The sequence below is a fragment of the Streptomyces sp. NBC_01537 genome, assembly GCF_045040445.1.
Lineage (GTDB): Bacteria > Actinomycetota > Actinomycetes > Streptomycetales > Streptomycetaceae > Actinacidiphila.
Map to the genome: position 1 here is coordinate 1,335,879 of NZ_CP109392.1, position 25,813 is coordinate 1,361,691.

Annotated in this window: 22 protein-coding genes; 13 read left to right on the forward strand and 9 right to left on the reverse strand. The window is 69.5% G+C overall.

Translation table 11 applies throughout. The features are described from left to right. Positions 1 to 5: 5 nt before the first annotated feature. The 4 genes from OG607_RS06260 to sbnA are packed head-to-tail and all read left to right on the forward strand — an operon-like array spanning position 6 to position 6,464. The gene (locus OG607_RS06260) at positions 6 to 3,305 is read left to right on the forward strand and encodes a non-ribosomal peptide synthetase (protein WP_405719811.1); all 3,300 of its coding nucleotides are present in this window, start codon (positions 6 to 8) and stop codon (positions 3,303 to 3,305) included. Positions 3,306 to 3,355: 50 nt separating this feature from the next. Beyond that, the gene (locus tag OG607_RS06265) at positions 3,356 to 4,372 is read left to right on the forward strand and encodes a TauD/TfdA family dioxygenase (RefSeq protein WP_405719813.1); all 1,017 of its coding nucleotides are present in this window, start codon (positions 3,356 to 3,358) and stop codon (positions 4,370 to 4,372) included. Further along, on the forward strand, positions 4,369 to 5,457 hold the full coding sequence (sbnB, locus tag OG607_RS06270) for a 2,3-diaminopropionate biosynthesis protein SbnB (RefSeq protein ID WP_405719815.1): 1,089 nt from the start codon (positions 4,369 to 4,371) through the stop codon (positions 5,455 to 5,457). The genes OG607_RS06265 and sbnB overlap by 4 nt, the downstream gene beginning before the upstream one ends. 29 nt (positions 5,458 to 5,486) lie before the next feature. Then, positions 5,487 to 6,464 (forward strand): 2,3-diaminopropionate biosynthesis protein SbnA, encoded by a 978-nt coding sequence (gene sbnA / locus OG607_RS06275; RefSeq protein WP_405719817.1) that lies wholly within the window; start codon positions 5,487 to 5,489, stop codon positions 6,462 to 6,464. Between the two features lie 131 nt (positions 6,465 to 6,595). Here the strand turns inward: sbnA and OG607_RS06280 are convergent, their stop codons facing one another. The 3 genes from OG607_RS06280 to OG607_RS06290 form a co-directional block, all read right to left on the reverse strand. Then, positions 6,596 to 6,949, reverse strand: a complete 354-nt coding sequence (locus OG607_RS06280) for a VOC family protein (protein ID WP_405719819.1) — start codon at positions 6,947 to 6,949, stop codon at positions 6,596 to 6,598. A gap of 219 nt (positions 6,950 to 7,168) precedes the next feature. Further along, positions 7,169 to 7,666 carry a flavin reductase family protein gene (locus tag OG607_RS06285; RefSeq protein WP_405719821.1) on the reverse strand — a complete coding sequence of 166 codons (498 nt, stop codon included), beginning with the start codon at positions 7,664 to 7,666 and terminating at the stop codon, positions 7,169 to 7,171. A 182-nt stretch (positions 7,667 to 7,848) separates the two neighbouring features. Further along, positions 7,849 to 9,021, reverse strand: a complete 1,173-nt coding sequence (locus tag OG607_RS06290; protein ID WP_405719823.1) for an acyl-CoA dehydrogenase family protein — start codon at positions 9,019 to 9,021, stop codon at positions 7,849 to 7,851. Positions 9,022 to 9,175: 154 nt separating this feature from the next. On the opposite strand from OG607_RS06290, the gene OG607_RS06295 reads away from it, so the two are divergent. After that, on the forward strand, positions 9,176 to 10,075 hold the full coding sequence (locus OG607_RS06295) for a LysR family transcriptional regulator (protein WP_405719825.1): 900 nt from the start codon (positions 9,176 to 9,178) through the stop codon (positions 10,073 to 10,075). An 80-nt stretch (positions 10,076 to 10,155) separates the two neighbouring features. Here the strand turns inward: OG607_RS06295 and OG607_RS06300 are convergent, their stop codons facing one another. Genes OG607_RS06300 through OG607_RS06310 form a run of 3 tightly spaced genes read right to left on the reverse strand, consistent with a single transcriptional unit; the run spans position 10,156 to position 12,771 of the window. Continuing rightward, positions 10,156 to 10,686 carry a cupin domain-containing protein gene (locus tag OG607_RS06300; RefSeq protein ID WP_405719827.1) on the reverse strand — a complete coding sequence of 177 codons (531 nt, stop codon included), beginning with the start codon at positions 10,684 to 10,686 and terminating at the stop codon, positions 10,156 to 10,158. 19 nt (positions 10,687 to 10,705) lie between these two features. Further along, positions 10,706 to 11,770 (reverse strand): phosphotransferase family protein, encoded by a 1,065-nt coding sequence (locus OG607_RS06305; protein ID WP_405719829.1) that lies wholly within the window; start codon positions 11,768 to 11,770, stop codon positions 10,706 to 10,708. After that, positions 11,767 to 12,771 carry a C-terminal binding protein gene (locus OG607_RS06310; protein WP_405719831.1) on the reverse strand — a complete coding sequence of 335 codons (1,005 nt, stop codon included), beginning with the start codon at positions 12,769 to 12,771 and terminating at the stop codon, positions 11,767 to 11,769. Before OG607_RS06310 ends, OG607_RS06305 begins: the two co-directional genes overlap by 4 nt. Positions 12,772 to 13,464: 693 nt before the next feature. Between OG607_RS06310 and OG607_RS06315 the strand changes: the two genes are divergently transcribed. After that, complete coding sequence (locus tag OG607_RS06315) at positions 13,465 to 14,733, forward strand: MFS transporter (RefSeq protein WP_405719833.1); 1,269 nt, start codon at positions 13,465 to 13,467, stop codon at positions 14,731 to 14,733. Positions 14,734 to 14,812: 79 nt separating this feature from the next. Here the strand turns inward: OG607_RS06315 and OG607_RS06320 are convergent, their stop codons facing one another. Beyond that, positions 14,813 to 15,592: a fumarylacetoacetate hydrolase family protein gene (locus OG607_RS06320; protein WP_405719835.1), complete on the reverse strand. Its 780-nt coding sequence runs from the start codon at positions 15,590 to 15,592 to the stop codon at positions 14,813 to 14,815. Positions 15,593 to 15,775: 183 nt separating this feature from the next. Here OG607_RS06320 and OG607_RS06325 point away from each other — a divergent pair, with 183 nt between their 5' ends. Next, positions 15,776 to 16,807, forward strand: coding sequence for a LacI family DNA-binding transcriptional regulator (locus OG607_RS06325; protein WP_405719837.1), 1,032 nt, complete (start codon positions 15,776 to 15,778; stop codon positions 16,805 to 16,807). Positions 16,808 to 16,889: 82 nt separating this feature from the next. On the opposite strand, the gene OG607_RS06330 is transcribed toward OG607_RS06325, so the two are convergent. Further along, entirely contained in the window at positions 16,890 to 17,483 is a 594-nt protein-coding gene (locus OG607_RS06330) for an NADPH-dependent FMN reductase (RefSeq protein ID WP_405719839.1), read from the reverse strand. 363 nt (positions 17,484 to 17,846) lie between these two features. On the opposite strand from OG607_RS06330, the gene eno reads away from it, so the two are divergent. From eno to OG607_RS06360, 6 genes are all read left to right on the forward strand, one after another. Next, positions 17,847 to 19,157, forward strand: a complete 1,311-nt coding sequence (gene eno / locus OG607_RS06335) for a phosphopyruvate hydratase (protein WP_405719841.1) — start codon at positions 17,847 to 17,849, stop codon at positions 19,155 to 19,157. A 60-nt stretch (positions 19,158 to 19,217) separates the two neighbouring features. Then, the gene (locus OG607_RS06340; RefSeq protein ID WP_405719843.1) at positions 19,218 to 20,222 is read left to right on the forward strand and encodes a VOC family protein; all 1,005 of its coding nucleotides are present in this window, start codon (positions 19,218 to 19,220) and stop codon (positions 20,220 to 20,222) included. A gap of 24 nt (positions 20,223 to 20,246) precedes the next feature. Next, entirely contained in the window at positions 20,247 to 20,798 is a 552-nt protein-coding gene (locus OG607_RS06345) for a carboxymuconolactone decarboxylase family protein (RefSeq protein WP_405719845.1), read from the forward strand. A gap of 141 nt (positions 20,799 to 20,939) precedes the next feature. Then, positions 20,940 to 22,037 (forward strand): alcohol dehydrogenase catalytic domain-containing protein, encoded by a 1,098-nt coding sequence (locus tag OG607_RS06350; RefSeq protein ID WP_405719847.1) that lies wholly within the window; start codon positions 20,940 to 20,942, stop codon positions 22,035 to 22,037. A 109-nt stretch (positions 22,038 to 22,146) separates the two neighbouring features. Continuing rightward, the gene (locus OG607_RS06355) at positions 22,147 to 23,055 is read left to right on the forward strand and encodes a LysR substrate-binding domain-containing protein (RefSeq protein ID WP_405719849.1); all 909 of its coding nucleotides are present in this window, start codon (positions 22,147 to 22,149) and stop codon (positions 23,053 to 23,055) included. A 171-nt stretch (positions 23,056 to 23,226) separates the two neighbouring features. Beyond that, positions 23,227 to 24,093, forward strand: coding sequence for a 3-hydroxybutyryl-CoA dehydrogenase (locus tag OG607_RS06360; protein WP_405719851.1), 867 nt, complete (start codon positions 23,227 to 23,229; stop codon positions 24,091 to 24,093). 497 nt (positions 24,094 to 24,590) lie between these two features. Here the strand turns inward: OG607_RS06360 and OG607_RS06365 are convergent, their stop codons facing one another. After that, a complete protein-coding gene (locus tag OG607_RS06365) occupies positions 24,591 to 25,769 on the reverse strand; it encodes an acyl-CoA dehydrogenase family protein (RefSeq protein ID WP_405719853.1) in 1,179 nt (392 codons plus the stop codon). Between the last annotated feature and the right edge of the window lie 44 nt (positions 25,770 to 25,813).

A 25,813-nucleotide genomic window follows, 5' to 3' on the forward strand; every position in this document is an offset into this window, starting at 1 on the left:
AACGGATGGGAGCGGAAGCGCAGGCCGACAGGGACTTCTGGCGCGGCGTGCTCGATGCCGGCGGGTTCACCGCGATCCCGCGATGGACCGTCGATCCGGTGGCGGGCTTCGGCGAGCACGAGTCGGCGATCCCCGACGACCTCATGGCAGCGCTGCGCGGGCCGGCCGGCGATCCGGCGGCGTCGCTCGACTCGGCACTGCTGGCCGCGCACGCCAAGGTGCTCTCCGCCCTGTCCGGCGAGCGCGATGTCGTGACGGGGTACGTGGCCGTGCCCGGCGGACCCCCGTTGCCCTGCCGGCTGACGACCGGGCCCGAGTCGTGGCGGGCGCTTCTGCTGGAGGCTCGCAGAGCCGGGTCGGAACTGCTCGCGCACCGGGGCTTCCCGGTCGGTGATCTCCAGCGGGAGCTGGGTCTGACCGGACCGCGTTTCGAAACCGTGCTGGATCCCAACGGGACGGACGACGACCTCCCGGGCGACCTCCCGCAGGACACGGTGCTGTGGGTGGGGTGCCCGCGACGCGGCAGCCGGCGCGTCCTGCGGCTGCGTTACCGGACCGACGTGCTCGACGCCGGCAGCGCCGCCAGGATCGCCGGATACCACCTCACCGCGCTCGCCCTGCTCGCCGCCGATCCGGATGCGCGCCACAGCAGGCAGAGCCTGCTCTCCCCCGAAGAACTCCGCTTCCAGCTGGAGGGGCTCGCCGGACGGCACCGGGAGCTGCCGGACCGCCCGTTCCACGAGCTGTTCGAGGAGCGGGTGAAGGCGCACCCGGACACCGTGGCGGCCGTCCACGGTGACCGCCAGTGGACATACCGGGAGCTCAACGGCCGTGCCAACAGGCTGGCACGCGCCCTCGTGGCGCGCGGGCTGGGCCGCGAGGGCGTCGTCGCGGTGGTGATGGGACGCGATCTGGACTGGATGGCCTCCGTGCTCGCGGTCTTCAAGGCCGGTGGCGTGTACCTGCCCATCGAGCCGCAGTTCCCGGCCGACCGCATCTCCTCCACACTCTCGCGTGCCGGGTGCGGGCTCGTGCTGACCGAACCCGGCAGCACCAAGTCGCTGCCCGAGGAGCCCGGGATCACGACGCTCCTCGTCGACGACGCCTACGAGGAGGACCATGCCGACGGCGATCTCGATGTCGTCGTCACTCCGGACCAGCTCGCCTACATCTACTTCACCTCCGGCTCCACCGGCGAGCCCAAGGGCGCGATGTGCGAGCACGCGGGCATGCTCAACCACCTCTACGCCAAGATCGACGACCTGGAGATCACCGAGGGCGAGGTGGTGGCCCAGACCGCACCGCAGTGCTTCGACATCTCACTGTGGCAACTGGTCGCGGCGCTCCTGGCAGGGGGGCGGACCCTGCTGGTCGAGCAGGAGGTGATCCTCGACGTCCAGCGCTTCGTGGACACGATCGTCGACGGCCGGGTCGCGGTGCTCCAGGTCGTTCCGTCATATCTCGACGTCGTGCTGTCCAGCCTGGAACGGCAGCCCCGCGCGCTGCCGGACCTCCGCTGCGTGTCGGTCACCGGCGAGGCGCTGAAGAAGGAGCTCGCGCAGCGCTGGTTCGCGGCCGAGCCCGGCATCGGGCTGGTGAACGCCTACGGGCTGACCGAGACCTCCGACGACACCAATCACGAGGTCATGGACCGGCCCCCGGACGGGGAACGGGTGCCGCTCGGCCGTCCCGTCAGCAATGTGCGTCTGTACGTCGTCGACGAGCGCCTGTCCCCGGTGCCGCTGGGCGCGCCCGGTGCGATCGTCTTCTCCGGGGTCTGCGTCGGGCGCGGGTACGTCAATGACCCCGAGCGCAGCCGGCAGGCCTTCATGCCCGATCCGCACCACCAGGGCCAACGGCTCTACCGGGGCGGCGACTACGGCCGCTGGCTGCCGGACGGCAAGCTGGAATTCCTCGGCCGCCGGGACACCCAGGTCAAGATCCGTGGCTTCCGGATCGAGATCGGCGAGATCGAGAACAGGCTGGCGCGGGTGCCGGACGTCCACGACGGTGCCGTGGTCGTCGCGGAGCGGGCCGGCGGGAGCCCGCACCTCGTGGCCTTCTACACCGCCCGGCGGCCGCTCGATGCCCGCGTCCTGCGGGACCGGCTGGGCGAGTCGCTGCCCGAGTACATGATCCCGTCGGCCTTCCACTGGCGCGCGTCCCTGCCGCTGAGCGCCAACGGCAAGACGGACCGCAAGGCGCTGACCGCGCTCGCGCAGGAATACGACGGCAGTGGCGGCAGGGGCGGCAGCGGCGGCAGCGGCGGCAGTGACGTCGCCGAGCAGGACTTCCAGGCGCCGGTCACGCCGACCGAGCGGCGGCTGGCAGCCGCATGGGCGAAGGTCCTCGGCATCGCGCCGGACCGGATCGACCGCCGGGACCGGTTCTTCGACCGGGGAGGCACCTCGCTGACGGCGGTGAGGCTGGCGATCGGCCTCGACCGGGCCGTGTCCCTCAAGGACGTCACCCGTCACCCGGTCCTCGCCGAACTGGCCGGGTTGCTCGACGGCCGGTCCGAGCGGGGTTCCGGGCTGCTCCAGCCGCTGTCGGAGCAGGACGGCGCGCGGACCGGGGCCCTGGTGTGCTTCCCCTACGCCGGCGGCAACGCGGTCAACTTCCAGCCGCTGGCCCAGGCTCTGCGAGGCAGCGGGCTCGCGGTCCACGCCGTCGAACTTCCCGGCCACGACGTGGCCGGCGAGCGTGAGCCGTTCGCGTCGATCGCCCAGGTCGTCGACCAGGTCGTCGCCGAGATCAGCTCCCTCGGCCTGACCGGCCTGCTGCTGTGGGGCCATTCCTCGGGCAGCGCCTTCGCCCTGGAGACCGCCCGGAAGCTGCGGGAACGGGGGGTGGAGGTCCAGCGGGTCTTCGTCGGCGCCCACCTTCTGGGTGACGCGGACAGCCGGCGCGCCGCCATCGCCGACCTGACCGCTCGCAGCGACGCCGAGATCGCCGAGGAGCTGGGCGCGGACGGCGGCTACACCGAACTCGGCCAACTGGACGCACGGCGCGCCGGGCAGGTCGCCGCCGCCTACCGGCACGACTGCGTGTCCGCGCACCGTTACTTCGCCGGTCTTCTGGACGCCCCGCCGGCGGTGCGGCCGGCCGTACCGGTCACCGTCGTCGTCGCGGCCGACGACCCGCGCACGGCGCGGTACGCGGACCTCCACCAGGAGTGGCGGCTCCTGGCCGACCGGGTCGACCTGTGCGAACTCGCCGACGGCGGCCACTACTTCCTGCGTACGCGGCCGGCCGAGGCGGCCCGTGCCGTGCTGCGGACCGTCGCGGCGCCGGCCAGGGCCTGAAGGCAACGACCTGACGGCACGACGACCAAAGGCAACGAAAGGAGATCGAGATGTCGCTGTCATCGTCCCAGGCGTCCCAGGCGCCGCTGCTCGACGTGGAGCTGCGACCCGGCGCGCCCGCCGTGCTGCGGGCGGAGGCGCCGGGTGATGCGCCGGACTGGGTGGCCGGGCACCGGGACGCCCTGCATGCCGTCGTCGCCGAGCACGGCTGCGTCCTGGTCCGCGGCCTCGGGCTGCGCGACGCGGCCGGGGCCGCCGCCGTCTTCTCCGGGTTCGCCACCGCACTGATGGCCGAGAAGGAGGCCTTCGCCTCCCGGCGCACCTACTCCGAGGGCGTGTACTCGTCGTCGAACTGGCCCCCCAACCAGCCGATGTGCATGCACCACGAACTCAGCTACCGGCTCGAATTCCCCGGCCTGATGCTGTTCGCGTGCCTCACCGCGCCCGCCGACGGCGGGGCGACCGGGGTGGCGGACGCGGCGAAGGTGCTCCAGGCGCTGCCCGCCGGGCTGGTCACGCGGTTCGAGCAGGAGGGCTGGCTGCTCACCCGCAGCTACAACGACGAGATCGGGGCATCCCTCTCCGAGTCGTTCGGCACCGACGACCGCGGCGCCATCGAGAGCTACTGCCGCGCCAATGCCATCGAGTTCGCCTGGCAGCCCGACGGCGCACTGCGCACCACGCAGCGCCGCAGCGCCGTGGTGCGTCATCCGGTCACCGGCCTGCGCTGCTGGTTCAACCAGATCGCGTTCCTCAACGAATGGACGCTGGCCCCTGAGGTGCGCGAGTACCTGGTGGACATCTACGGCGCCGAGGGACTGCCCTTCAACACCCGCTTCGGCAACGGCGATCCGATCGGCGAGGACGTCGTACGGCTGCTCAACGGCGTCTACGAGGCCAACACGGCACGCGAGCCGTGGCAGGCCGGCGACCTGATGATCGTCGACAACATCCGCACCGCGCACAGCAGGGACCCCTACGAGGGACCGCGCGAGGTGCTCGTCGGGCTGGCCGATGCGGTCCGCCTGCCGGACTGCCGTCCCACGATCGAGGTGAGCGCCGGATGACCGCCCCGCAGCCCACCGCGACCCGGTCCGGGCGGTCCCGGGGGCCCCGGGGGTCCCGGCCCGTCAGCGTGCCGCCGTTCGCAGTGATCTCCGGCGCCCAGGTGCGGCAAGTGCTCCAGGGGCGCGAGAGGCAGATCGTGGAGTTGGTGAAGACCGCCTACCGTCTGCACAGCGCCGGGGATTCGGTGAACCCGCCGTCGGTTTTCCTGCGCTTCCCCGACCGCCCGTCCTCCCGGATCATCGCGTTGCCCGCCTCGATCGGCGGGCAGGTGCGGGTGGACGGCCTGAAGTGGATATCCAGCTTCCCGGAGAACGTGGCGGAAGGTGTTCCCAGGGCCTCTGGTGTGCTGATCCTCAACGACCACGACACCGGCTACCCGTTCGCATGCCTGGAGAGTTCGATCATCAGCGCCACCAGGACCGCCGCACTCGCGGCACTGGCGGCCGACTGGCTCAGCCGCGGCCGGCGGCGCCCGACGCGCGTGGGGTTCGTCGGGACCGGCGTGATCGCCCGTTACATCCACACCTTCCTCGTCGGCACCGGCTGGTCCTTCGACGAGACCGGCGTACACGACCTGTCCGCCGACAGCGCGGCCGGCTTCACCGGTTATCTCCGGCAGTCGGGCGCCACCGGCCGGATCACCGTGCACGACACCGCCGAGCAGCTGATCCGCGCCAGCGACCTCGTGGTCTTCGCCACCGTCGCCGCCGAGCCGCATGTCAGCGACCTGTCATGGTTCGCCCACCACCCCATGGTGCTGCACGTATCGCTGCGCGACCTCGCGCCGGAGATCGTGCTGGCATCGACCAATGTCGTCGACGACGTCGACCACTGCCTGCGGGCCAACACCTCACCGCACCTGGCCGAGCAGCTCACCGGCAACCGGCACTTCGTGCACGGCACCCTGGACGACGTGATGGCCGGCCGGGTGAGCGTGCCGGCCGACCGGCCACTGGTCTTCTCGCCCTTCGGCCTCGGCGTACTCGACCTCGCGACCGGTGCGTACGTCTACGACGAGGTCGCCCGCCGCGGGGAACTGAACGTCGTCGACGACTTCTTCCACGAACTGCGCCGGTACGGCTGAGCTTCACCCGGGACAGAGGAGACACCCTAGTGCCTGTGATATCCGTTCCCGAGGCCTTCAACGAAGTGGAACTCTACGTAGACCTCCGGCCGGTCTTCGGGCATTCGCTCTTCCTCAAGTGCGAGGGCTTCAACTTCGCCGGCTCGATCAAGCTCAAGGCCGCCGTCGAGATGGTGGAGACCGCAGAACGGGAAGGATCCCTGACAGCGGAATCGACCCTGGTGGAGTCCTCGTCCGGAAACCTGGGCGTGGCACTGAGCATGATCGCCGCGCGCAAGGGCTACGACTTCCTGTGCGTGACGGACCGTCGCTGCAACCTGTCGACGAGACTGCTCATCGAGGCCCTCGGCGGCCAGGTGCACATCATCGCCGGTCAGGACGCCAACGGCGGCTCCCTCGGCCCGCGGATGGACTACGTCCGCTGGCTGTGCGCCTCCGACGACCGGTACGTGTGGCTCAGCCAGTACACCAATCCCGACAACTGGAAGGCGCACTACCGCACAACGGCGCCGGAGATCGCCCGCCAGTTCCCCCACCTCGACGTGCTGTTCGTCGGCGCCGGCACCGCAGGGACCCTGATGGGCTGCGCGCGTTACTTTCGCGGACGGCGCCGGCCGGTGCGGATCGTGGCGATCGACGCGGTCGGGTCGGTGACCTTCGGCGGTGCTCCCGGCCGCCGGATGATCCCCGGCCTGGGCATGAGCGTCCCTCCGCCGCTGCTCGACACGTCCTACGTGGACGAGGTGATACACGTCGAGGAGGCGGACACCATCCGTGCCTGCCATCGGCTGGCCAGGCGCGGATTCCTCTTCGGCGGCTCCACCGGCACCGTGGTCAGCGGTGCGGCCCAATGGCTGGCCCGGCATGAGGAGGCCGGGCTCACCGCCGTCGCGATAGCCCCGGACCTCGGCGAGCGCTACCTCGAAACCATCTACCACGACAACTGGCTGCAGGACCTCTACGGCGACGACGTCCTCGGATCGGACGAGCTGACGGCCGGTTCCTGAAGACGCGGGAGTGCCTCGGGCAGGCCGGCTGCCTCATCCGTAATGGGACATGGCCGCGCGGGCCTGACCAAGGTTCACACCTGGACAACCCAGTGGGCCACCAGCACGTCACTCCCTGCGTGAAGACGCGGTCAGGCGGGCTGCCACAGCTCGACCCGATTGCCCTCAGGATCGGTGACCCAGCCGAACCGACCGACACCTTCCATGTCCTGCGTCTCTTCGGCCACGTCCGCTCCCTTGGCGCGCAGTTGCGCGAGCATCGCATCCAGGTCGCGGACCCGGAAGTTGAGCATGGTCTGCTGGGCGCGGGACCCGAAGTAGTCGGTCTCGGACTCGAACGTCGCGAACACCGTCGGCCCGGCTCCCTGACGCCACACGCCGTTCTCATCGGCGTCCAGGCCCAGGCAATCGCGATACCACGCGCCCAGGGCCGCCGGGTCGGCGGCCCGCGTGAAGTATCCACCGATTCCAAGCACACGTTCCATGCCGCCATCTTGCCAGGACGGCGATCGGGCGGGCCGGCACCACACCATCGCCCAACACGCCCTCCGTCTCAATCGCGGGGGACTCGTAAGCGTGCTGTCTCCGCTGCCCCCGGGATGCTGTCGGAGGACGTTCGTGGAACAGGTGCCGAAGCCGGCGGAGGGGGCGGTGGCGCCAGTGCCGTACGGGTCCGACGTCGAGGAGGGCGGCGGCATCTGCCTCTATGAAATGGCCAGGCGTCGGAACCGGCTGTTGTGGAACACCAGGGGCTCTCGATCAGGTTCGGCCTTCAGGCCGTGGATTTCGAGGAGCACGATCGTGTGGTCGCCTCCGGGAAGTTCGGCGTGCAGTGAGCAGTTCAACCAGAGACTGGCGCCGTGGATGTAAACACCGCCCTCCTCGTCGGCATCCCAGTCGACGCTCGCGAACCGGTCGCCGTCCTTGCCGGCCAGTGACCGGCAGATCGCGTCCTGTCCCTCGGCGAGCACGCTCACGCCCACTCGGCTCCGCTGACGCAGTCTGGGCCATGTCGTCGAGGTGTCCTGCACGCAGACCGATATCAGAGCGGGTGACAGGGAGACCGGGGTGAACGTGCTCGCCGCCATGCCCACCGGGCTGCCGGAGTCGAGTGCGCACACGGCTGTCACTCCGGATGGGAAGCAGCCGAAGGCCTGGCGCAGCAGTGCGGGATTGGTCGGCGTCGCGTTGAGAGGGCTCATCGGAGACCATCCGTCCGGTGTCGGGGGGTGGAGTAGGGCAGCCCCACGGCGGAGCTCGTGGTGGTTCGCGGGTCGGGGGTGGGTGGCGTATGCATGGCTTTCTCCCGAGTTGGTGAAAGGGATCCTGGCGCGGGCTCGGATCGTGGAGGGCGGCACTTCGAGGGCACGGACGGCGCCAAGTGTCAGTTCTGCCCCGACAGGACCGCGCCGAGCTGGCGTATCGCACCGTTGTTGCCGACCACGTGCTGGGAGACGCAGCGGACATCGCGCCAGCGGCGCTGCAGCGGGCTGGTGCTGTAGAGACCCGCGCTGCCCGAGAGGGTCATGATTTCGTTGAGGATCCGGATGCCGTCGTGGTGGATGTGCTGGGTGCTGCCGGTGTAGGTGGACCACTCGGCCGGGGTGGGCGCCACTCCGGCGAGGGCACGGTCCATGACGATGCGTCCGGTGTGCTCCGACAGGGCTGCCAGGGCTGCCGTGCGCAGGTGCAGTTCCGCGAACTGCACCTGGAACACGGGGTCCTCACCGAGCAGCGCCTTCGGATTGAACGCCGGCCGCTTGGTGGCGGCGAGTGCGGCGAGATCGGCGAGCGCACCGTCCAGGGCACCGAGGATGACGGCGTCGTGCGAGGCCCCCGTCGGGGAGTAGGGCAGGTCGTAAAGGGGAGCGGGGATGTTGTTGTCGCCGAACATGGGCCCCGTGTGGTGTTCCGGCACGAAGACGTCGTCCATCGTGAAGTCGGTGCTCTGCGTGGCACGCAGGCCGACCGCGTCCCACGTGTCGAGGAACGTGACCCGCTCGGGCCGGAACAGCGCGACTCGCATGTCCGGTCGGCCGTCCGGCAGCGGAGGCGCCCCTTCGACCAGAAAACCTCCGAGCATCCAGTCCGGGGTGAACGGGCCGCTCGCCAGCGGCCAGCGGCCACTGAGCCGATAGCCGCCCTTCACCGGCGTCGCCAGACCCTTCGGAGCCACCGCTCCACGGAGCATCAGGTCGGCACCGCCCGCGAAGACCTCGTTCTCCAGCGTCTCCCGGGGCAGTGACCGTACGAAGAACCAGGCCATCGAAGCGGCCTGGACGGTCCAGCCCGTCGAGCCGTCGGCTCGGGCGATCTCCCGCACCACCCCGGCGGCCTCCAGCAGCCCGAGCTGCTCTCCGCCCCACACCCTGGGCAGGGCCATCCGGAACACGCCTGCTTCGCGCAGGGCGGCGACGATCTCCGCCGGAACAGCCCGGGCGTTCTCACCTTCCGCAGAACGTGCCGCGATCTCGGGAAGGAGTGCGCGGACGCTCTGGAGCACACTGTCGCTGGTTCCTCGGCCCTGGGATCGGGCGGGGTCAAGAAGCGTGGTCATGAATGGTCTCCTTGGACGATCCTTTTTCAACCGGTGACTGCGGCTTAGGATGACACCGGTATTACCGTCAGGAAAACCAGAAGTTTCCTATAAGGCTTATCAGGGTTCCCATGGCAGAAGGAGAGAAGTGGCGGCCAATTTTTCCCTACGCCAATTGGAATACTTCGTCGCGGTGGCGGACAGCGGCTCCATGAGCGCGGCAGCGGTGCGGTGCCATGCGTCCCAGGCCGGGATCTCCACGGCGATCGCCGATCTGGAGCGCCACCTCGGGGTCCAGTTGCTGGTACGACGGCGAGCGAAGGGCGTCTTCCTCACAGAGGCCGGCAACCGGATCCTCGCGCGCGCCCGAACCATGCTGACGCAGGCCGACGACCTCAGGGCAAGCGCCCAGGCGGAGGAGGGCCAACTGGCCGGCCGCCTGACGATCGGCTGCTACGCAGCCCTGACCCCCTTCCTCGTCCCGCCCCTGGTGGACGGCTTCACCCAGGTCCATCCGGCGGTCAACCTCGAACTGATCGAGGGTCAGCTGGACGAAATGCGGCACGCCCTGCTCCAGGGCGCGTGCGACCTGGCCCTGTTGTACGCGTTCGGCGCCCAGGCCGGCCTGTCCTGTACGACGCTCCGCTCCAGCCGTCCGTATGTCATCGTGTCCGCCGGTCACCCGATGGCAGGGCGTCAGGCCGTCTCACTCGCCGAACTGGCGGACGAACCACTGATCATCTACGCCGAGCCGACCGCCCGGCAGAACGCCGACCACTGGTTCTCCCTCGCGAGAGCACAGCCGAACATCCGGTACCGGACCTCAAGCATCGAGGCGGTCCGCAGCATGGTCGCCCGCGGCCTCGGCTTCGCCACGTTGATCCAGTCCTGGCCGACCGACACCAGCATCGAGGGGCTCCCCCTGGCGTCCGTGCCCATCAGCGACCCACTGGACGAAGTCGAGCTTGTGATCGCCTACGCGGCACACGTCACCCCCACCCACCGGGCGCGTGCCTTCCTCCAGTACGCCAAGCATACGCTCGCCGGTCCGAACGCACTGCGGGCAACCGACTGACGGCCGTTGGGCGTTCATCGTCGGTTGCCCGCTCCACGGCGGCCGCAGCGGCTGCCGTGTCGTCCGCGACTCCGGCCGCGTCAGCCGTCGTGCTCCGCACCGACGAGGACAAAGGCCATCGTCACCGGTTGGTCGCTGCGATTGCGCCAGCCGTGGCGGGTGCTGTTCTGGATCACGATGTCCCCTGCCGAGAGGTGGGTGCACCGGCCGTCGTCGAGTTCGAGGACGATCTCGCCCTGCAGCACGATGCCGTAGTCCACGGTCGGCGTCGTGTGCATGCCGTCGGGCTCCACGAGGTCCGCGATGCCGGGCGAGTCGGCCCGCTGCTCCCGGTCGAAGGCGACGGGGTCGAACGCCGGGTCGGCCATCGCGGCGTCCGGCGGGAAGGTCAGGACGATGAACCGCGTGCCGCCGGGCGCCGGGAGCAGGCTGGTGACCTTCGGCGTGGGGTCCTCCCCGGTCCGGCTGACCTGCTTGCCCGGCTCGGTGGCCCAGGGCAGGCGGGACACCCAGCCCGGCAGACTGGTGAACTCCCGGCTGCGAGGGATGGGGCCGTCGCTGACAACGACCGACCTGCCGTTCTCGTCATGGCCGGTGACAACTCTCCGCATGCGTCTCTCCTCGGTCGGGTCAGTCGGGCCGGCGGCTGCCGGGCACGGTCGGCGCCCCGAGCTCGGTCGCCCAGGCGTCCAGGACGTCCGCCAACGTGGGGGCGGGTGCCCGGAGCAGGGCGGATGCCACCGTGCGTACGAACAGCCGGTGCCGGTCGTCCGTGAGGTACTCCACCGGGGACTTGCCGTCCACGCGCGCGAGCAGGAGCGCCGGCAACAGCGATGCGGCCCGTGCCTCGAGTTCCGGCCGGGGCTCCCAGTCGACACACCGGAGGTACTCCTCGGCCAGCACCCCGGCGGACCGCAGGAGTTCGGCGCGGCGCCCGGGCACCACCAGGCTCTTGAGCAGCAGATGGTTGACGCAGAAGGCCAGGTCGAAGGCCGGGTCGCCGTACCAGGCGCACTCGGCGTCCAGCAGCACGGGTCCCGACGGGCCGACGAGGATGTTCTTGGGGCTGACGTCACCGTGCACCAGGGCAAGGTGTGTCGTGGCCGTGCGGTCTGCGAGGCCCTGGAGGACGTCGCTCAGACCGGGGTGCGCGGCAGCGGTGGCCAGCAGATACGGCTCGATGCGCAGCGCGTGGAAGTTGTCGTCGGTGGCGAACTCCGCGGCGAGTCCGGCATCGCCCGCGCTCGCCGCATGCAGGTTGCCGAGCACCTCGCCGACGGCCGCCGCGGTCGCCACCTGGACCTCGCCGCGCAGCAGTTGCGCCTTCCACATGGGGTAGTGCTCGGGGGGCAGGTACTCCATCGCGAAGAGGCCGGCCTCGGGATCGTGAGCCAGCAGTTCGGGCACGCTGTCGGGACGGTGCCGGGACGCGAACCGCATCCACGCCCATTCATAGGCGTTGCGCGACACCGGTGCCTGCCAGTCGGCCGCGACCTTCAGTCTGGCCAGGGCGCGCTTGACGCAGATGGAGCGTCCCGGCAGGTCCACTCGCCACAGATCGGACGAGACACCGCCGGTCAGCGGTGTCCACCGTGCGGCTTCGCCGGGTCCGGCGAGCTTGTGGGCGGTCAGGAAGTCGGCCGGCGGGAGGTCGGGCACGGGGCCCGGGCTCGCCTGCGCGGGGGTCGGGATCATCGCCGGTCACCCGATCCGGTGGTCAGACCGCGGGGACTGTTGCAGGCGTGGGCCGGCGCCTCGCCCGCCAGGATACGTACGACCTCCTCGGCGGCGCGGCGGCGCAGTTCCGTGACCGAGGCGTCGGAGGAGAAGGCGACATGCGGGGTGAGCAGCGCGCCCGGCTGGTCCAGCAGCCCGGCGGGGACCTGCGGTTCGGTCTCCAGTACGTCGAAGCCGGCTCCGTCCAAGTGCCCGCTGTCCAGCGCCTTGACGACCGCGTCGGTGTCCACCAGGCCGCCCCGGCTCACGTTGACCAGCAGGCCGCCCGGTGGCATCAGCGCCAGTTGCCCGGCTCCGATGATGTGGTGGGTGCCGGGCGTGAGCGGCACATGGAGGATCACCACGTCGCTGCGGCGCAGCAGCTCCTCCAGGCCCGCCATCTCCACTCCGGGGGCGTCATCCGGCGGGTACGGGTCGTGGGCCAGGATCCGGCAGCCGAACGCGCCGAGCTTGCGTGCGGTGGCGCGTCCGATGCGCCCGTATCCGACGATGCCGCAGGTCAGCGTCGACAGCCGGCGAAGCCGGGCGCCGGCGGGGTTCCAACGGCCCGCGCGGACCTCCCGGTCGGACACGGCCAGGCCCCGGGTCCAGGCCAGCACCATGCCGACGGCGTGGTCGGAGACCTCCTCGACGCAGTAGTCCGGCACGTTGGTGACCCACACACCGCGCTCGGTGGCGGTGTCCACGGCGATGTTGTCGAGGCCGACCCCGAGCCTGGCCACGATCCGCAGATCCGGCGAGGTGCCGATCGCGGTGGCGGAGACGGGGGCCCAGCAGGTCAGGATCCCGGACGGCCGGTGCTCGGCCACCAGTTCCTCGATCGCCTCGGCGGAGGCGGGATCGGCGGGGCCGGTCACCAGGGTGTGGCCCGCTGCCTCGATGAGCGATCGTTCGACGGAGTCGTCGGGCCAAGCATGGTCGGTGAGCAGCACGGTGCCTGGGCGGCTCGGTGGTTTCATAGCAGGTCGTCCTCGCAGAATCGTGCGGCCGCAGCGGACGGCCGGGCGTCGCGCCCGGTCGCGTTCTGAGCAGGTTCTGATCGTCACCCGGAACGGCGGCAGACGGCATGTCCGATGGGCCGTCGCCGCCGTGGGTGGGGTGGGGAGGGTCGCTGGGCTCGGGTCGGGTGTCGCCGGCGCCCCCCGACTTGTGGTTGGTGCGGGCGCCGCAGTATGCCCCTCGAACGGGTCACGAGACGCCGGGGCACGTCGAATCACTTTGTCACAGCCACGCGATGCTAACGATAGCACTCCTGGTCTTCAACACGTCAAGAGTGCGGCGTGCAGAGCCGAGGAACCCGGTCGCCACGGGGAAAACAAGGACCGCCAAGAAATACGCTGTTCACATCTTGACGCGGCCGGAAACTTCCCTTCATGGTTCTGTCAGCGCCGACCGTGTGGCCGATAAGCGTCCGCACGAGGTCCGGCTGTCGAAGACGCCATAGCCACGGACGTCCCGACGGTCGATATACGGCTGAATTCCGCATGCGGCGTCCGACCGCGCGGCAGCCCATCGGCCTCATTCCGCCAGCCGGCGACAGCATCGCCGTCGCCGACTCGAGTCCGTGTTCAGCTCACCGCTTCTCGTCATCGCTTGTACGGCGATGGTTCCGCCGCGGCCTGCCGTGGCCCATTCCTCCCCAGGAGCCCGCTATGACTCACGCAGCGCAAGTCGACACCACTGCGATGCCCGTCGGCGACACGCAGGAAAGCAGCCGTGCCCCCATTTCCCGCCTCATGATCGGGTTGGGCTTCCTGCTGGTGGTCCTCTCCTACATGGTCAACGCGATGGACCGCCAGGTCTTTCCCCCTCTGCTGCCGAACATCCGCGCGGAATACGGATTCTCCCTGGAACAGGGCGGGCTGCTGGCGACGAACTTCACCCTCGGCATGGCCCTGGCCGGCCTGCCCGCGGGCTACCTCCTGGACCGCTTCCGCCGCAAGACCGTGCTGCTGGTCAGCATCGTGATCTACTCCCTGGGCACGATGGCCACGCCGCTGGCGACGGGCCTCGCCGACATGACCCTGTACCGGGTCATCTCGGGCTTCGGTGAGGGCATGCAGTCCGCCGCCATCTTCGCGGCGATCGGCGCCTTCTTCGCCCACCGGCGCGGCCTCGCCTTCGGCATCATCGGCGTGGGCTACTCCGCCGGCGTGTTCATCGCCCCGCTCATCGGCGTCAAGCTCATGAGCGTGCACGGCACCTGGCACTCACCCTTCTACCTGTTCGGCACAGCCGGGCTGCTGATCGCCGCAGCCTCGCTGTTCCTGGTGAAAACCGCTCTGACCGAGCACTCCGCCGAGAAGGTCGTCTCGACCAGGACGTACGAGTACATGCCGGCCTCCGCCTACAACCGCAACACCATCGCGCTGGCCGTCCACTCGGTCGTCAGCGGTGTGGCCATCTACGGGTTCCTCGGCCTCTACCCGACGTTCCTCATCACCTCGCTGCACTACACCGCCGAGCAGGCCGCACTGGCCATGAGCTGCCTCGGCTTCGGCGGCATGCTGGCCCTTCTCGGCGGCTGGCTCGGCGACCGCGTGAACCAGCGCAACCTGCTGATCCTGAGCCTGCTGGCCGTCTCCGTAATCAGCGTGTGCATCTACGAGGCGCAGGCCGGAGTCGGCCTGCAGTGCGTGTTCGCCTTCCTCATGGGTGCGTTCGGCCTGGGATTCATCTACCCCAACACCAACAGCGCGATACAGCGCGCAGTGCGTCCCGGGCAGATCGGACGCGCCTCCGGCCTCTTCGTCACCAGCTACTACGGAACGGCGGCTTTCTCGGGGCTGCTCTTCGCCGCCCTGGTGGACTCCTTCGGCTGGAGCCAGGCGGGACTGCTGCAGGTCACGGCCCTGCCGCTGGTGGGCGTCCTGGCACTGGCCTTCGTCCGCCCCTCGCAGTTCAACAACGCGGTCAGCTAGGACGGGACACACACCGCCGATACGCCACAGGGGCCTGCCCACCGCCGAGCGGTGGGCAGGCCCCTGTGGAGGTCCGGAGTCAGGGACTCTCGGCCACGACCGGGTTGCGCAGGACGCCAATGCCCTCGATCTCGACCTCGACCTCGTCTCCAGGGTGGATCGGCCCGACACCGGAAGGCGTGCCGGTCATGATCGCGTCTCCGGGAAGCAGCGTCAGGTAGCGACTGAGGTAGCTGACGATGCCGGGAACGGCGAGCAGCAGGTCGGCGGTGCTCGCCGACTGCATGACGGTGCCGTTCACACGGGTCGTCAGCGACAGTCCCGAGGGGTCGAGTCCGGTCACGATGACCGGCCCGAGGGGAGCGAAGGTGTCCTGCCCCTTGCCGATCAGCAGCGTTCCGAAGGCGCTCTCCTTACGCTGGACGATGCGATCGCTGACGTCATTGCCGCACGTATAGCCAAGGATGTACTCATGGGCCTCGGAGGGCTTCACATGGCGGGCTTCCTTTCCGATGACGACGACCAACTCGCCTTCGAAATGGATCAGTTCACCATCCGCCGGATAGACAATGGCGTCATCCGGGCCAATCACCGCCGTGCTCGGCTTCATGAAGCACACGGGAACTGCCGGAACCTCGCGGTCGGTTTCGTCGATGTGCGAGGCGTAGTTGTAGGCGAACCCGAAGATCCGGGGTCGCTCGAGCGGCGGGAGAACGACTACGTCGCCGACTTCGTCGACGTGCCCCGTAGGGGAAAGTCCGGTGAAGGGATCACCCTCGAATCGCGCGATCCTGGCGTCACCGGATTCCAGCTCTCCATAATGACGCACGCCGCCGACGGCATACCTGACGATGCGCATGGAACCTCCCCAACTAGGCAGCCGCGGGCGGCTGCACGGCCCGCCCCGTAGTGCTAACGTTAGCACGACGATGGTGATCAACCCGATGCCCCACTTGGCCGACCACGGAGCGCGACGAAAATGCTATCGTTGGCACACGGAAAGTGACAGCAGCGGGATCAGTCAGTTCGAGGGGGCCTTTACGTGATCACGACCAGGGACATCGCCGAACACCTCGGCGTCTCCGTCTCGACAGTCGGCCGGGCACTCTCCGACGACCCCCGCATCAGCGAGGAAACCAAGTTCCGAGTCCGCCAGGCCGCCTCCGAGATGGGGTACGTCGGCAACCGCGCGGCGCGGATGATGCGCGGCGCCTCCAGCAACGTGGTCGCGCTGGTGATCCCGGACATCCGCAACAGCTTCTACTCGACCATCGCGCACGAACTGTCCAAGAACATGGAGGCCGAGGGCTTCCAGCTGATGCTCTCGGAGACCGACGACGACCGGATGGTGGAGCTTCGCCATCTGCGGGAGCTGTCCGCGAACCGCGTGGCGGGCGTCATCATCGTGCCCACCGCACGCCCGCACGGCGACTCCGTCAAGCTCCTGCGCGCCGTGCCGCACCTTCAGTTGCTGCGCCGGCACCCGTCGCTCGGTTCCCAGTGGTTCGGCGTTGACGACCACGAGGCACTGCGCCAGGGCACGGCCCACCTGGTGGCCCAGGGCCACACCCGCATCGCGTACGTGGGCGGCCCCGAGGAGCTGCCCACGGGCGCGGAGCGTCTGCGCGGCTTCCGCAGCGCCCTGCGCGAAGGCGGCCTGCCGGACGGTGCCGGGCGCACCGAGCTGGGGCCGCCTTCGTCCGTGGACCACGGCCGCCAGGCGATACGCCGACTGCTGAAGGGCCCGGATGCGCCCACCGCGCTCATGCTGGGATCGATTCAGCTCACCCTGGGGGTCCTGGAGGAGTTGTCCGAGCAGGGCGTGAAGGTGCCCGGGGAACTGTCGGTGGTCGGGTTCGGGGACGAGCCGGGGTTTTCGTGGTGGGGTCCCGGACTCACCACGATCGGTCTGCCGATCCAGGAGATGGCCACCGGCTGCGCGCTCTGGCTGATGCGCCGGCTCAAGACCAAGCCGGGCAACGACTATCCGTACACGTCGGTCTCCCCCGGATCGCTGGTCCTGCGCGGCAGCACGGCTCGCCCTGGCGGACGGGCTCCGTCCGGGTCCGGCTGAGTCATGGGCGATCGTGCCCGCAGAGACGCGGAAGGCGCCCGGAGCGCATCGCTCCGGGCGCCTTCGCATGTTCGGCGCCGGGTCAGTGGGTTCCGCTGCGCAGCTGCCGCATGACGCGGGCGGTCCGCGCGAGTTCGTCGAGCATCTGTTCCGAAGCGGCCTCGTGTATCTTGCCGGGCCGGAAAGCGCCGCCATCGACGAGTTCGTTGACGAACGGGATGCTCACGGTCGGACCGATCGGCAGCATCCTGAGGTTCGCGACGACCTGCTTGGCCATCTGCACCGCCCGGGTACCGGCCGTGACGCCTCCGTAGCTGATGAACGCGGCCGGCTTGTGCCGCCACTCCACGACGAGGTAGTCCCACGCGTTCTTGAGCGGGGCGGGGAAGCCGCCGTTGTACTCCGGCGTGATGAAAACGAACGCGTCCGACGCCTCGACGATCCGGCTCCACTCGCGGGTGTGGCTCTTGGTGTACTGCTGCAGGGCGGGCGGATGCGGTTCGTCGAAGAAGGGAAGAGCGAGTTCACGCAGGTCGACGGTGTGCGACTCGAACTGGTCGCACTCCGCGGCTTGGCCGGCGAACCAGTCCGCGACGGATCTGCCCACACGTCCGGGACGCGTACTGGCCACAACAGTGGTGAGAGTCATGGGCGCCATGGAGGGCTCGGTTGCCATATCGGGCTCGCTTTCCTTTCGGCTTCCTTTCGGCCGCGCTCCGGCCCGCCGGACCCGCGCCTGCCTGTGCTGTCCGTCTGTCCAGGAAGGGCGCAGGTCCGCCGGAGTTCTTGCCGGAGCGCAATGGATTGTGCGAACGATAGCACTGACCTGCCGACGAATCCAGCAGCCGGGAACGACGGGCGACCCCACGGGAATGGAGTTCCACCCGGCCCTTGACAGAGCCGCCGACGCTCCGCACGATTGCGCTATCGTTAGCATTCAGGATGGGGCGAGCGGGTAACCCCGGACAACAGACGCGGCACAGGCACAGACGCCCCCGCTCATCACCCGATCGTCCGAACTCCGAAAGGTTGCAGCGCAATGACAGACGCGCGGATCGCCAAGCTCTACGGCCGCAGGGTGTGGGACTCACGCGGTCGGCCGACCGTCGAGGTCGAGGTGCACCTCGCGGACGGCGCGATCGGGCGGGCCATCGCACCGGCGGGGGCCTCGACCGGCCAGGGCGAGGCGCTCGACCTGCGCGACGGCGGCAGCCGCTTCGGCGGCCTCGACGTCCAGCGCGCGGTGGGCTCGGTGAACAACGAGATCGCGCCCGCCCTCCTGGACCGCGACGCGACCGACCAGGAAGCCGTCGACCGGCTGCTGGTGGACCTCGACGGAACCCCCGACCGCGGCCGTCTCGGCGGCAACGCGATCGTGGCCACGTCCATGGCCGTCCTGCACGCCGCCGCCGCGTCGGCGGGCGTACCCCTGTGGCAGCACCTCGCGGGAGGGCGGCCGGTCCGCATCCCGCTGCCGGAGATCCAGATCTTCGGCGGCGGCGCCCATGCGGACCGCCGCGTCGACGTCCAGGACTTCATGGTGGTCTGCCCCGCGGCGCGGAGCTTCTCCGAGGCCCTGGACTGGACGGCGGAGATCTACCTGGCCGCCGGGAGCCTGATGCGGAAGGCGGGCAAGGCGCAGGGGGTGGCCGACGAAGGCGGCTTCTGGCCGGCGTTCGACTCCAACGAGGAGGCGCTGGAGACGCTGACCCGGGCGATCGAGAGCGCGGGCTTCGCTCCCTCGAGGCAGGTCGGCATCTCGCTGGACGTGGCGGCCTCGCAGTTCGGCAGCGACGGGCAGTACACGCTGGCCCTGGACGACCGCAACCTGGACACCACTGCGCTGATCGACATGCTGGGCGGCTGGATCGAGCAGTATCCGATCCTGTCCGTCGAGGACCCGGTGGGCGAGGACGACCACGAGGGCATGCTGGAGTTCACCCGGCGCTTCGGCCACCGCTGCCAGGTGATCGGCGACGACTACCTGGTCACGAACGCCAAGCGGGTGGAGGCCGCGGCAACCGCCGGAGCGGCGAACGCCGTCCTCATCAAACCGAACCAGGCCGGCACGGTCACAGAGGCTCTCCAGGCCCTGCGGGCCGGGAAGGAAGCCGGCTTCGGCACGATCGTCTCGGCACGTTCCGGAGAGACCGAGGACATCACGATCGCCCATCTGAGCGTCGGCTGGGACGCCGGACAGCTGAAGGTGGGCTCATTCACGCGCTCCGAGCGAATGGCCAAGTGGAACGAGGTTCTGCGCATCGAGGAGTCCCTCGGTGAATCCGCGGAATTCAGTGGATGGTCTGCCTTCACGTTCGCCGGGGCCGGGCCCTCGACGACCAAGCCGTAAAACGGCCTCGAAGTATTACAGTCATCGAAATCCAGAGCCGATCCGAGCACGGAGACCAGCATGCTGCCACCCGTCAATCTGCGCCCGAGTTTCAACATCACCCGCTCCAGTCACGTGCGTCTCACGGTCGCGGATCTGGCCGAGAGCCGGAACTTCTACGTGAACGTGCTGGGGCTGGTCGTCAGCGACGAGGACGAGCGCACCTGCTACCTGCGCGGCCTGGCCGAAGCCTGCCACCACAGCCTCGTCCTGGAGCTGGACGAAGAGGGCGCGGGCAGGAGCAGGAGGATCGGCTTCCGGGTCTTCTTCGACGAGGACCTCGACCTCGCGTACGACTGGTTCCGTGAGCGGGGACTGCCCGCCGAGTGGGTCGACGTCCCCCACCAGGGGCGCACCCTGCACGTCAGCGACCCGATCGGCACGCCGCTCGAACTGTGCGCGCACATGGAGACCCGACCGCGGCTGCACATCGACTTCGAGCTCTTCAAGGGTGCCCACGCGCAGCGGCTGGACCACTACCAGATCTTCGCGCCCGACACGTACGAGCTGTGCGCCTTCTACAGCGAGCTCGGCTTCCGCAACTCGGAGTACCTGGAGCACGGCGACAAGCTGCTGGGTGCGTTCATGTACCGCAAGGGCACCTGCCTCGACCTCGCGATCGTCGAAAACACCGGGCCCGCCCTGCACCACTTCGCCTACACCGTCTCCGAGAGCCATGACATCTTCACCGCCTGCGACTTCGCGGGGATCCACGGCTACGGGGAGGGCGTGGAGCGGGGCCCGGGACGTCACGGTCCGGGCGGGATGCTCTTCGCCTACCTCCGTGACCCCGACGGTCACCGGGTGGAGGTCTTCAACAGCCACTACCAGACGATCGACACCGAGATCGAGCCGGTGCGCTGGGACGCGGGATCGCTGAGCACCAACGCCCGCTGGGGCCTGCCGGCCCTGGAGAAGTGGTACTTCGAGGCGTCGCCCTTCGTCGGCGTGCCGCAGATCCCGCCGGCCGAGCTGCCGAAGCCGATGTCGCTCGAACGGTTCCTGCTCGAGAAATCCGCATACTGACCTTCCGTACTTCCAGGAGTCACCATGGCACGAGTCCCCTACCTGCACCGCGAGGACGCGGACGAGTCGCAGAAGCCCCTGTACGACCGGCTGGAAGCCGAGCGCAAGGTGCCGACGGCGAACATCTTCCTCGCCCTGACGAACGCGCCGACCCAGCTGGACGCCTTCCTGACCTACGCCAACTCGCTGCGGGCCGCCGACCTCAGTCCCAAGCTGCGTGAACTGGCGATCCTGACCGTGGGGTACGCGACCCGGTCGGCGTACGAGGTCGCGCATCACCAGTCGCACGGGCTCAAGGCCGGGCTCACCGAGGAGCAGCTCGCGGCGGTGGCCGACTTCGAGTCCTGCGACCTGTTCGACGGGACGGAGAAGGCGGTGATGCGCCTCGCCAGGGAGTCCACGCTCCTGGTGGACGTCTCGGAGGAGACGTGGCGTGCCGCCGCCGATCGCCTGACGGACAAGCAGATGGTCGAACTGTCGTTGTCCATCGCCTGGTACAACTCCGGCGTCCGCATCATGGGACTGCTGAACATCGACCTCGAGGACAATTACCCGAACCCCTTTCCGAATTCGTAGGACTCGGCGCCGTAGGGCCCGTCCATACGTGAGACATGATTACCGAGCCGCCGGTCCTCCGCCTCGGTCGCCGAATTCAGAATGTCTCCGTCCCCCGACCGTCGGGCCGGAGCGGTTTCAAGGAGTATTTCAATGGTGAAAATGCTCGCTGCACGACTGCACGCGCTCGGTGAGCCGATGTCCGTGGACACGATCGACGTGCCCACCCCGCGGCCGACCGACGTGCTCGTGCGGGTCAAGGCGTGCGGGATCGTTCCGAACATGGCCAACGTGATCAACAACTGGCCGACATGGTTCCCGCACCAGCCGTTGCCGAAGTTCCCCGCCATCTTCGGCCTGGACGCCGCCGGCGTGGTCGAAGCGGTCGGCGACGCCGTGCTGCACACCAAGCCCGGTGACCGGGTGTACGTCAACCCCCTGCGGTCCTGCGGCAGTTGTCAGGTGTGCCGGGGCGGCGAACTGAGCCGGTGCCGCTATTTCACGTTGAACGGATACTTCAGCACCTCCCGTGACGGACAGCGGATCTTCGACCTGTACCCGTACGGCGGTTTCGCGGAGTACATGACCGCCCCGCAGTACTCGATCGTCAACCTCCCGGACAACCTGACGTTCGAGCAGGCCGGCAAGCTGGGCTACATCGGCACGTCCTACGGGGCCCTCAAGAACGCCGCGGCAGGCCCCGGCCAGGTCGCGCTCATCGACGGGATCACGGGAACCCTCGGTGTCGCGTCGACCGTGCTCGCGCTGGCCTCCGGCGCCTCCCGGGTCCTCGGCACCGGCCGCAACGAGGAGATCCTCAAGCGCGTCCGGGAGCTGGACCCGGACCGCGTCGAGGTCTTCCGGCTGGGTGAGGGCTCCACCGGAGAATGGGCGAAGTCCCTGACCGGCGGCGAGGGCGCCGACTATGTGATCAGCGCTCTGGGCGCCAAGGCCCCGGTGGAGACGATGCTCGACTCCATGCAGGGCGTCCGCCGGGGCGGCAGGGTGGTCAACGTCGGCGGCGTGGCCGACCGGCTGCCCGTGGACGTGAAATGGCTCATGGACGAGCAGGTCCAGCTGATCGGCTCCAACTGGTTCAGCACCGCGCAGGGACAGGAACTCGCCGACATGGTGGCCACGGGCGCCCTGAGTCTGTCCTACCTGCAGGCCAAGCCGTTCCCTCTGTCCCGGGTCAACGAGGCGATCTCGGGACTCACGGACCGCGACGGCGGATTCAGCAACTACGTCGTCATCCCCTGACATTCCGTACTCACCCCGCGGCGGACCTGTTCTGCCCTGACCCCCGCCGCGGGGTGTCCATCCCACCGGCCGTGTGCACGGCCGGTGCGCCCGGCAGACGGAGGAGCCCGTGGAACTGCGCTGGCTGGAATCGTTCGTCGTCGTCGCGGAGGAACTGCACTTCGCGCGCGCGGCGGACCGGCTGCACCTGGCTCCTTCCGCACTCAGCGCCCAGGTCAGGGCGCTGGAGTCGCACCTGGGCGTGCGGCTGATCGACCGCGGACGGCGCACCCGCCCGGCGCTGACCAGCGCCGGGCGGCTGTTCCTCGAAGAGGCACGGCTGACCCTCGCCCAGGCCGCCCGCGCCGAGGCCGTGGGCCGGCGTGCCGGTCGTGGGGAGCTGGGGCACGCCGAGATCGCCTACGTGGCCTCGGCCGCCTTCTCCGGGGTGCTGACCGACGTCCTCACCCGGTGCGCGGCCCTCGACACCCACCTCACTGTGCAGGTGCGCGAACTGGAGACGCCGGCCCAGCTGGAGGCCCTGGCCTGCGGGGACATCGACGTCGGCTTCCTGCGCTGGCGGCCGGAGTACCCGCCCGGGATCACGGCCACCTGCCTGCTCACCGAGGAGGTCGTCCTGGCACTGCCGGAGGGCGCCCCGCTGGCGGCGTACGACGCGGTGCCCGCGGCGGAGCTGCGCCACGAGCAGTTCGTGGCCCCGCACTTCGACGAGGAGTACGGCTGCCGCGACCAGATCCTGGAGGTGGCCGGGCATGGGGGCTTCAGCCCGCAGTGCGCTCCTCCGGTACGGGACTTCATCGCCGCTCTCACGCTGGTGGGCGGCGGTCTCGCGGTGGCCCTGGTTCCGGGTTCGCTGCGCCGCGTACGGATACCGGGTGTCGCCTACCGCCCTCTGGCGGACGTACCGCTGACCACCCGGCTGGTGGGCGCCTATCGCAGGGGCGAGACCTCGCCCGCGGTGCGCGGCGTGATCCGCCGGCTGCGGGAGGCCGCTGCCGCCACGGTCGCCGTCGGCTGAAGCCACGCTGCCCGGCAGCCATGTCGGGCCCGAACCGACGCATGTTTGTGCGCGGAAAACGCACTGTCCGAGCAGGTCAGAGGGGTTGTACTACACCTAGGCTCAACACGGCACCGCAGACCCTGGCGGCGTCGGTCGCCGCCCCGGGCGGAGGGACACACGGAGGAACACATGACATCGATCAAGTACGTGGGAGTCGTCGGCGCCGGTCAGATGGGCCGGGGCATCACCGAGGTCTGCGCCCGGGCCGGACTGTCGGTCACGTTGTGCGACGTGACCGAGGACAGGGCGCGTGCCGGACTGGCGGGCGTGGCCGACTCCCTGCTCAAGGCGGAGCAGCGCGGCACCGTCAAGCCGGGAGACCGCGCACATGCCCTGGCCCGGGTCTCGGTCACCGCCGATCTCTCCCGCCTGGCCCGGGCCGACCTGGTCATCGAGGCCGCCGTCGAGGACGAACAGGCAAAGACCGCGCTGTTCCGGCAGCTGGACAAGGTCGTCACCGACCCCGCCGCCGTACTGGCCAGCAACACGTCCTCGATTCCCATCGCCCGGCTCGCGGCCGCGACCGGACGGCCCGAGGGGGTGGTCGGGTTGCACTTCTTCAACCCGGTCCCCGTCATGCCACTGGTCGAGGTGATCCCCTCCCTGCACACCTCAAAGGCCACGGAACTGCGCGTGCGCACCTTCGCGGACGAAATCCTCGGCAAGAGAACCATTGTCACTCAGGACCGCGCGGGCTTCGTGGTGAACTCCCTGCTGGTTCCCTACCTGTTGGCAGCAGTGCGGATGGTCAGCTCCGGCACGGCGACGGCGGAGGACATCGACACCGGGATGACGGCGGGCTGCGCCCACCCGATGGGCCCGCTGCGCCTCGCCGACCTCATCGGCCTGGACACCGTGGCGGCGATAGGCGAGGCGCTGTACGAGGAGTACCGGGAACCGCTGTATGCCCCTCCCCCGATGCTGCGCCGCATGGTCGAGTCGGGTCTGCTGGGCCGTAAGTCGGGACAGGGGTTCTTCAGCTACCAGGCGGCCTGAGGGCCCGCAGCCGCAGCGATGCCTCGCGCGTCCCGCACCTGGGCTGCGCGCGCGGCATCGTCTGGCCGTGAGCGTGCAGGACGCGATCTGCCGTTCGTCGGCCGGCAGGCGGAGGACCGGTTCGCGGGTGTCGCCGGGAAGCCTGCGAGGACGGCGGCGTGGAAATCCACGGTGCCGTCCTCTGGAAGGATTGACGCCCTACGCCGAGTTCCCCCGCGACCAAACGATCGTCCTGCTGAGGGATTCAGCGTGGCCGCGTGGGTGCCGCCCCCCGGACCGCTCGGCCACGCCCGGATCGTGTGCCTGTGAACCACGCGTCATGACGCTCCGGCTCGTCAGGCTGGGAGCCGCGTCAGCCCGGTGTGTCGAAGCCGTCCGCTCCCCCATCGCCAGGACCTTGTGGATGGCGTCGAGCGCGGAGTCGGGTCCCATGGAGACGACGGTGACATGGGCGTCGACCGTCTCCTTCATGGGCGTCTTCCGTCAGCGTCGGGTGGTCAGCGGAACGCCGCCTGGCCGGTGATCGCCTGCCCGACGACCAGGGTGTGCATCTCACTGGTGCCTTCGTAGGTGAGGACGGACTCCAGGTTGTTGGCGTGCCGCAGCGGCGAGTACTCCAGGGAGACGCCGTTGGCCCCCAGGATGGTGCGGCACTCCCGCGCGATGGCGATGGCTTCTCGCACGTTGTTGAGCTTGCCGACGCTGATCTGCTCGGGCCGGATGCGGTGCTGGTCCTTGAGCCGGCCCAGGTGCACGGCGAGCAGTGCGGCGTTGCCCACGGACACGCTCATGTCGGCGAGCTTCTTCTGGGTGAGCTGGAAGGCGCTGATCGGCTTGTCGAACTGGATTCGGGAGTCGGCGTACGCGATGGCCGCCTGGAGCGAGTCGCGGGCCGCGCCGACCGCGCCGAAAAGGATGCCGAAGCGTGCCTCGTTCAGGCAGGACAGCGGTCCACGCAGGCCCTCCGCGAGGGGCAGCCGCGCCGAGTCGGGCAGCCGCACGTTGTCGAAGTACAGCTCCGAGGTGATGGACGCACGCAGCGACATCTTCTGCTTGATGTCCTGCGTGGTGAAGCCGGGGGTGCCGCGCGGCACGAGGAAGCCGCGGATGCCGTCCTCGGTCTGCGCCCAGACCGTGGCCACGTCGGCGATGCCGCCGTTGGTGATCCACATCTTGGAGCCGTTCAGGATCCAGTCTCCTCCGCCGTCGCGGACGGCCCTGGTGCGCATCCCGGAGGGGTTGCTGCCGAAGTCGGGCTCGGTCAGGCCGAAGCAGCCGATCGACTCACCGGCGGCGAGCCGGGGCAGCCACTCCTGCTTCTGCTCCTCCGAACCCCACTTCCAGATGGAGAACATCGACAGCGAGCCCTGCACCGAGACGAAGCTGCGGAAGCCCGAGTCCGCCGCCTCCAGCTCCATGCAGGCGAGGCCGTAGCTGACCGCGTTCGTCCCGGCGCAGCCGTACCCTTCGAGGTGCATGCCGAGCACACCCAGCTTGCCCAGTTCCGGGGCGAGCTCGCGGGCGAAGTGGGCGTTCTCGAACCACTCGCCGATGTGCGGGCGCACCCGGTCGGCGAGGAACTTGGCGACGGTGGCCTGGATCTCGCGCTCCTCGTCGGTGAAGGTGGAGGCGAGGTCGAGCAGGTCGAGAGGGTCCTTCATCGGCTTGCGGCTCATCGTGGGCTCCTGATGGTTGTGGTGCTCGGTTCGGTCGTGGCGCG

Coding starts and splice junctions, on each gene's coding strand:
- eno (WP_405719841.1), top strand. CDS start 17,847: ATGACAGACGCGCGGATCGCCAAGCTCTACGGCCGCAGGGTGTGGGAC.
- OG607_RS06340 (WP_405719843.1), top strand. CDS start 19,218: ATGCTGCCACCCGTCAATCTGCGCCCGAGTTTCAACATCACCCGCTCC.
- OG607_RS06345 (WP_405719845.1), top strand. CDS start 20,247: ATGGCACGAGTCCCCTACCTGCACCGCGAGGACGCGGACGAGTCGCAG.
- OG607_RS06360 (WP_405719851.1), top strand. CDS start 23,227: ATGACATCGATCAAGTACGTGGGAGTCGTCGGCGCCGGTCAGATGGGC.
- OG607_RS06305 (WP_405719829.1), bottom strand. CDS start 11,770: ATGATCCCGACCCCCGCGCAGGCGAGCCCGGGCCCCGTGCCCGACCTC.
- OG607_RS06300 (WP_405719827.1), bottom strand. CDS start 10,686: ATGCGGAGAGTTGTCACCGGCCATGACGAGAACGGCAGGTCGGTCGTT.
- OG607_RS06290 (WP_405719823.1), bottom strand. CDS start 9,021: ATGACCACGCTTCTTGACCCCGCCCGATCCCAGGGCCGAGGAACCAGC.
- OG607_RS06315 (WP_405719833.1), top strand. CDS start 13,465: ATGACTCACGCAGCGCAAGTCGACACCACTGCGATGCCCGTCGGCGAC.
- OG607_RS06365 (WP_405719853.1), bottom strand. CDS start 25,769: ATGAGCCGCAAGCCGATGAAGGACCCTCTCGACCTGCTCGACCTCGCC.
- OG607_RS06260 (WP_405719811.1), top strand. CDS start 6: ATGGGAGCGGAAGCGCAGGCCGACAGGGACTTCTGGCGCGGCGTGCTC.
- OG607_RS06310 (WP_405719831.1), bottom strand. CDS start 12,771: ATGAAACCACCGAGCCGCCCAGGCACCGTGCTGCTCACCGACCATGCT.
- sbnB (WP_405719815.1), top strand. CDS start 4,369: ATGACCGCCCCGCAGCCCACCGCGACCCGGTCCGGGCGGTCCCGGGGG.
- OG607_RS06285 (WP_405719821.1), bottom strand. CDS start 7,666: ATGAGCCCTCTCAACGCGACGCCGACCAATCCCGCACTGCTGCGCCAG.
- OG607_RS06280 (WP_405719819.1), bottom strand. CDS start 6,949: ATGGAACGTGTGCTTGGAATCGGTGGATACTTCACGCGGGCCGCCGAC.
- OG607_RS06330 (WP_405719839.1), bottom strand. CDS start 17,483: ATGGCAACCGAGCCCTCCATGGCGCCCATGACTCTCACCACTGTTGTG.
- OG607_RS06320 (WP_405719835.1), bottom strand. CDS start 15,592: ATGCGCATCGTCAGGTATGCCGTCGGCGGCGTGCGTCATTATGGAGAG.
- OG607_RS06350 (WP_405719847.1), top strand. CDS start 20,940: ATGCTCGCTGCACGACTGCACGCGCTCGGTGAGCCGATGTCCGTGGAC.
- OG607_RS06265 (WP_405719813.1), top strand. CDS start 3,356: ATGTCGCTGTCATCGTCCCAGGCGTCCCAGGCGCCGCTGCTCGACGTG.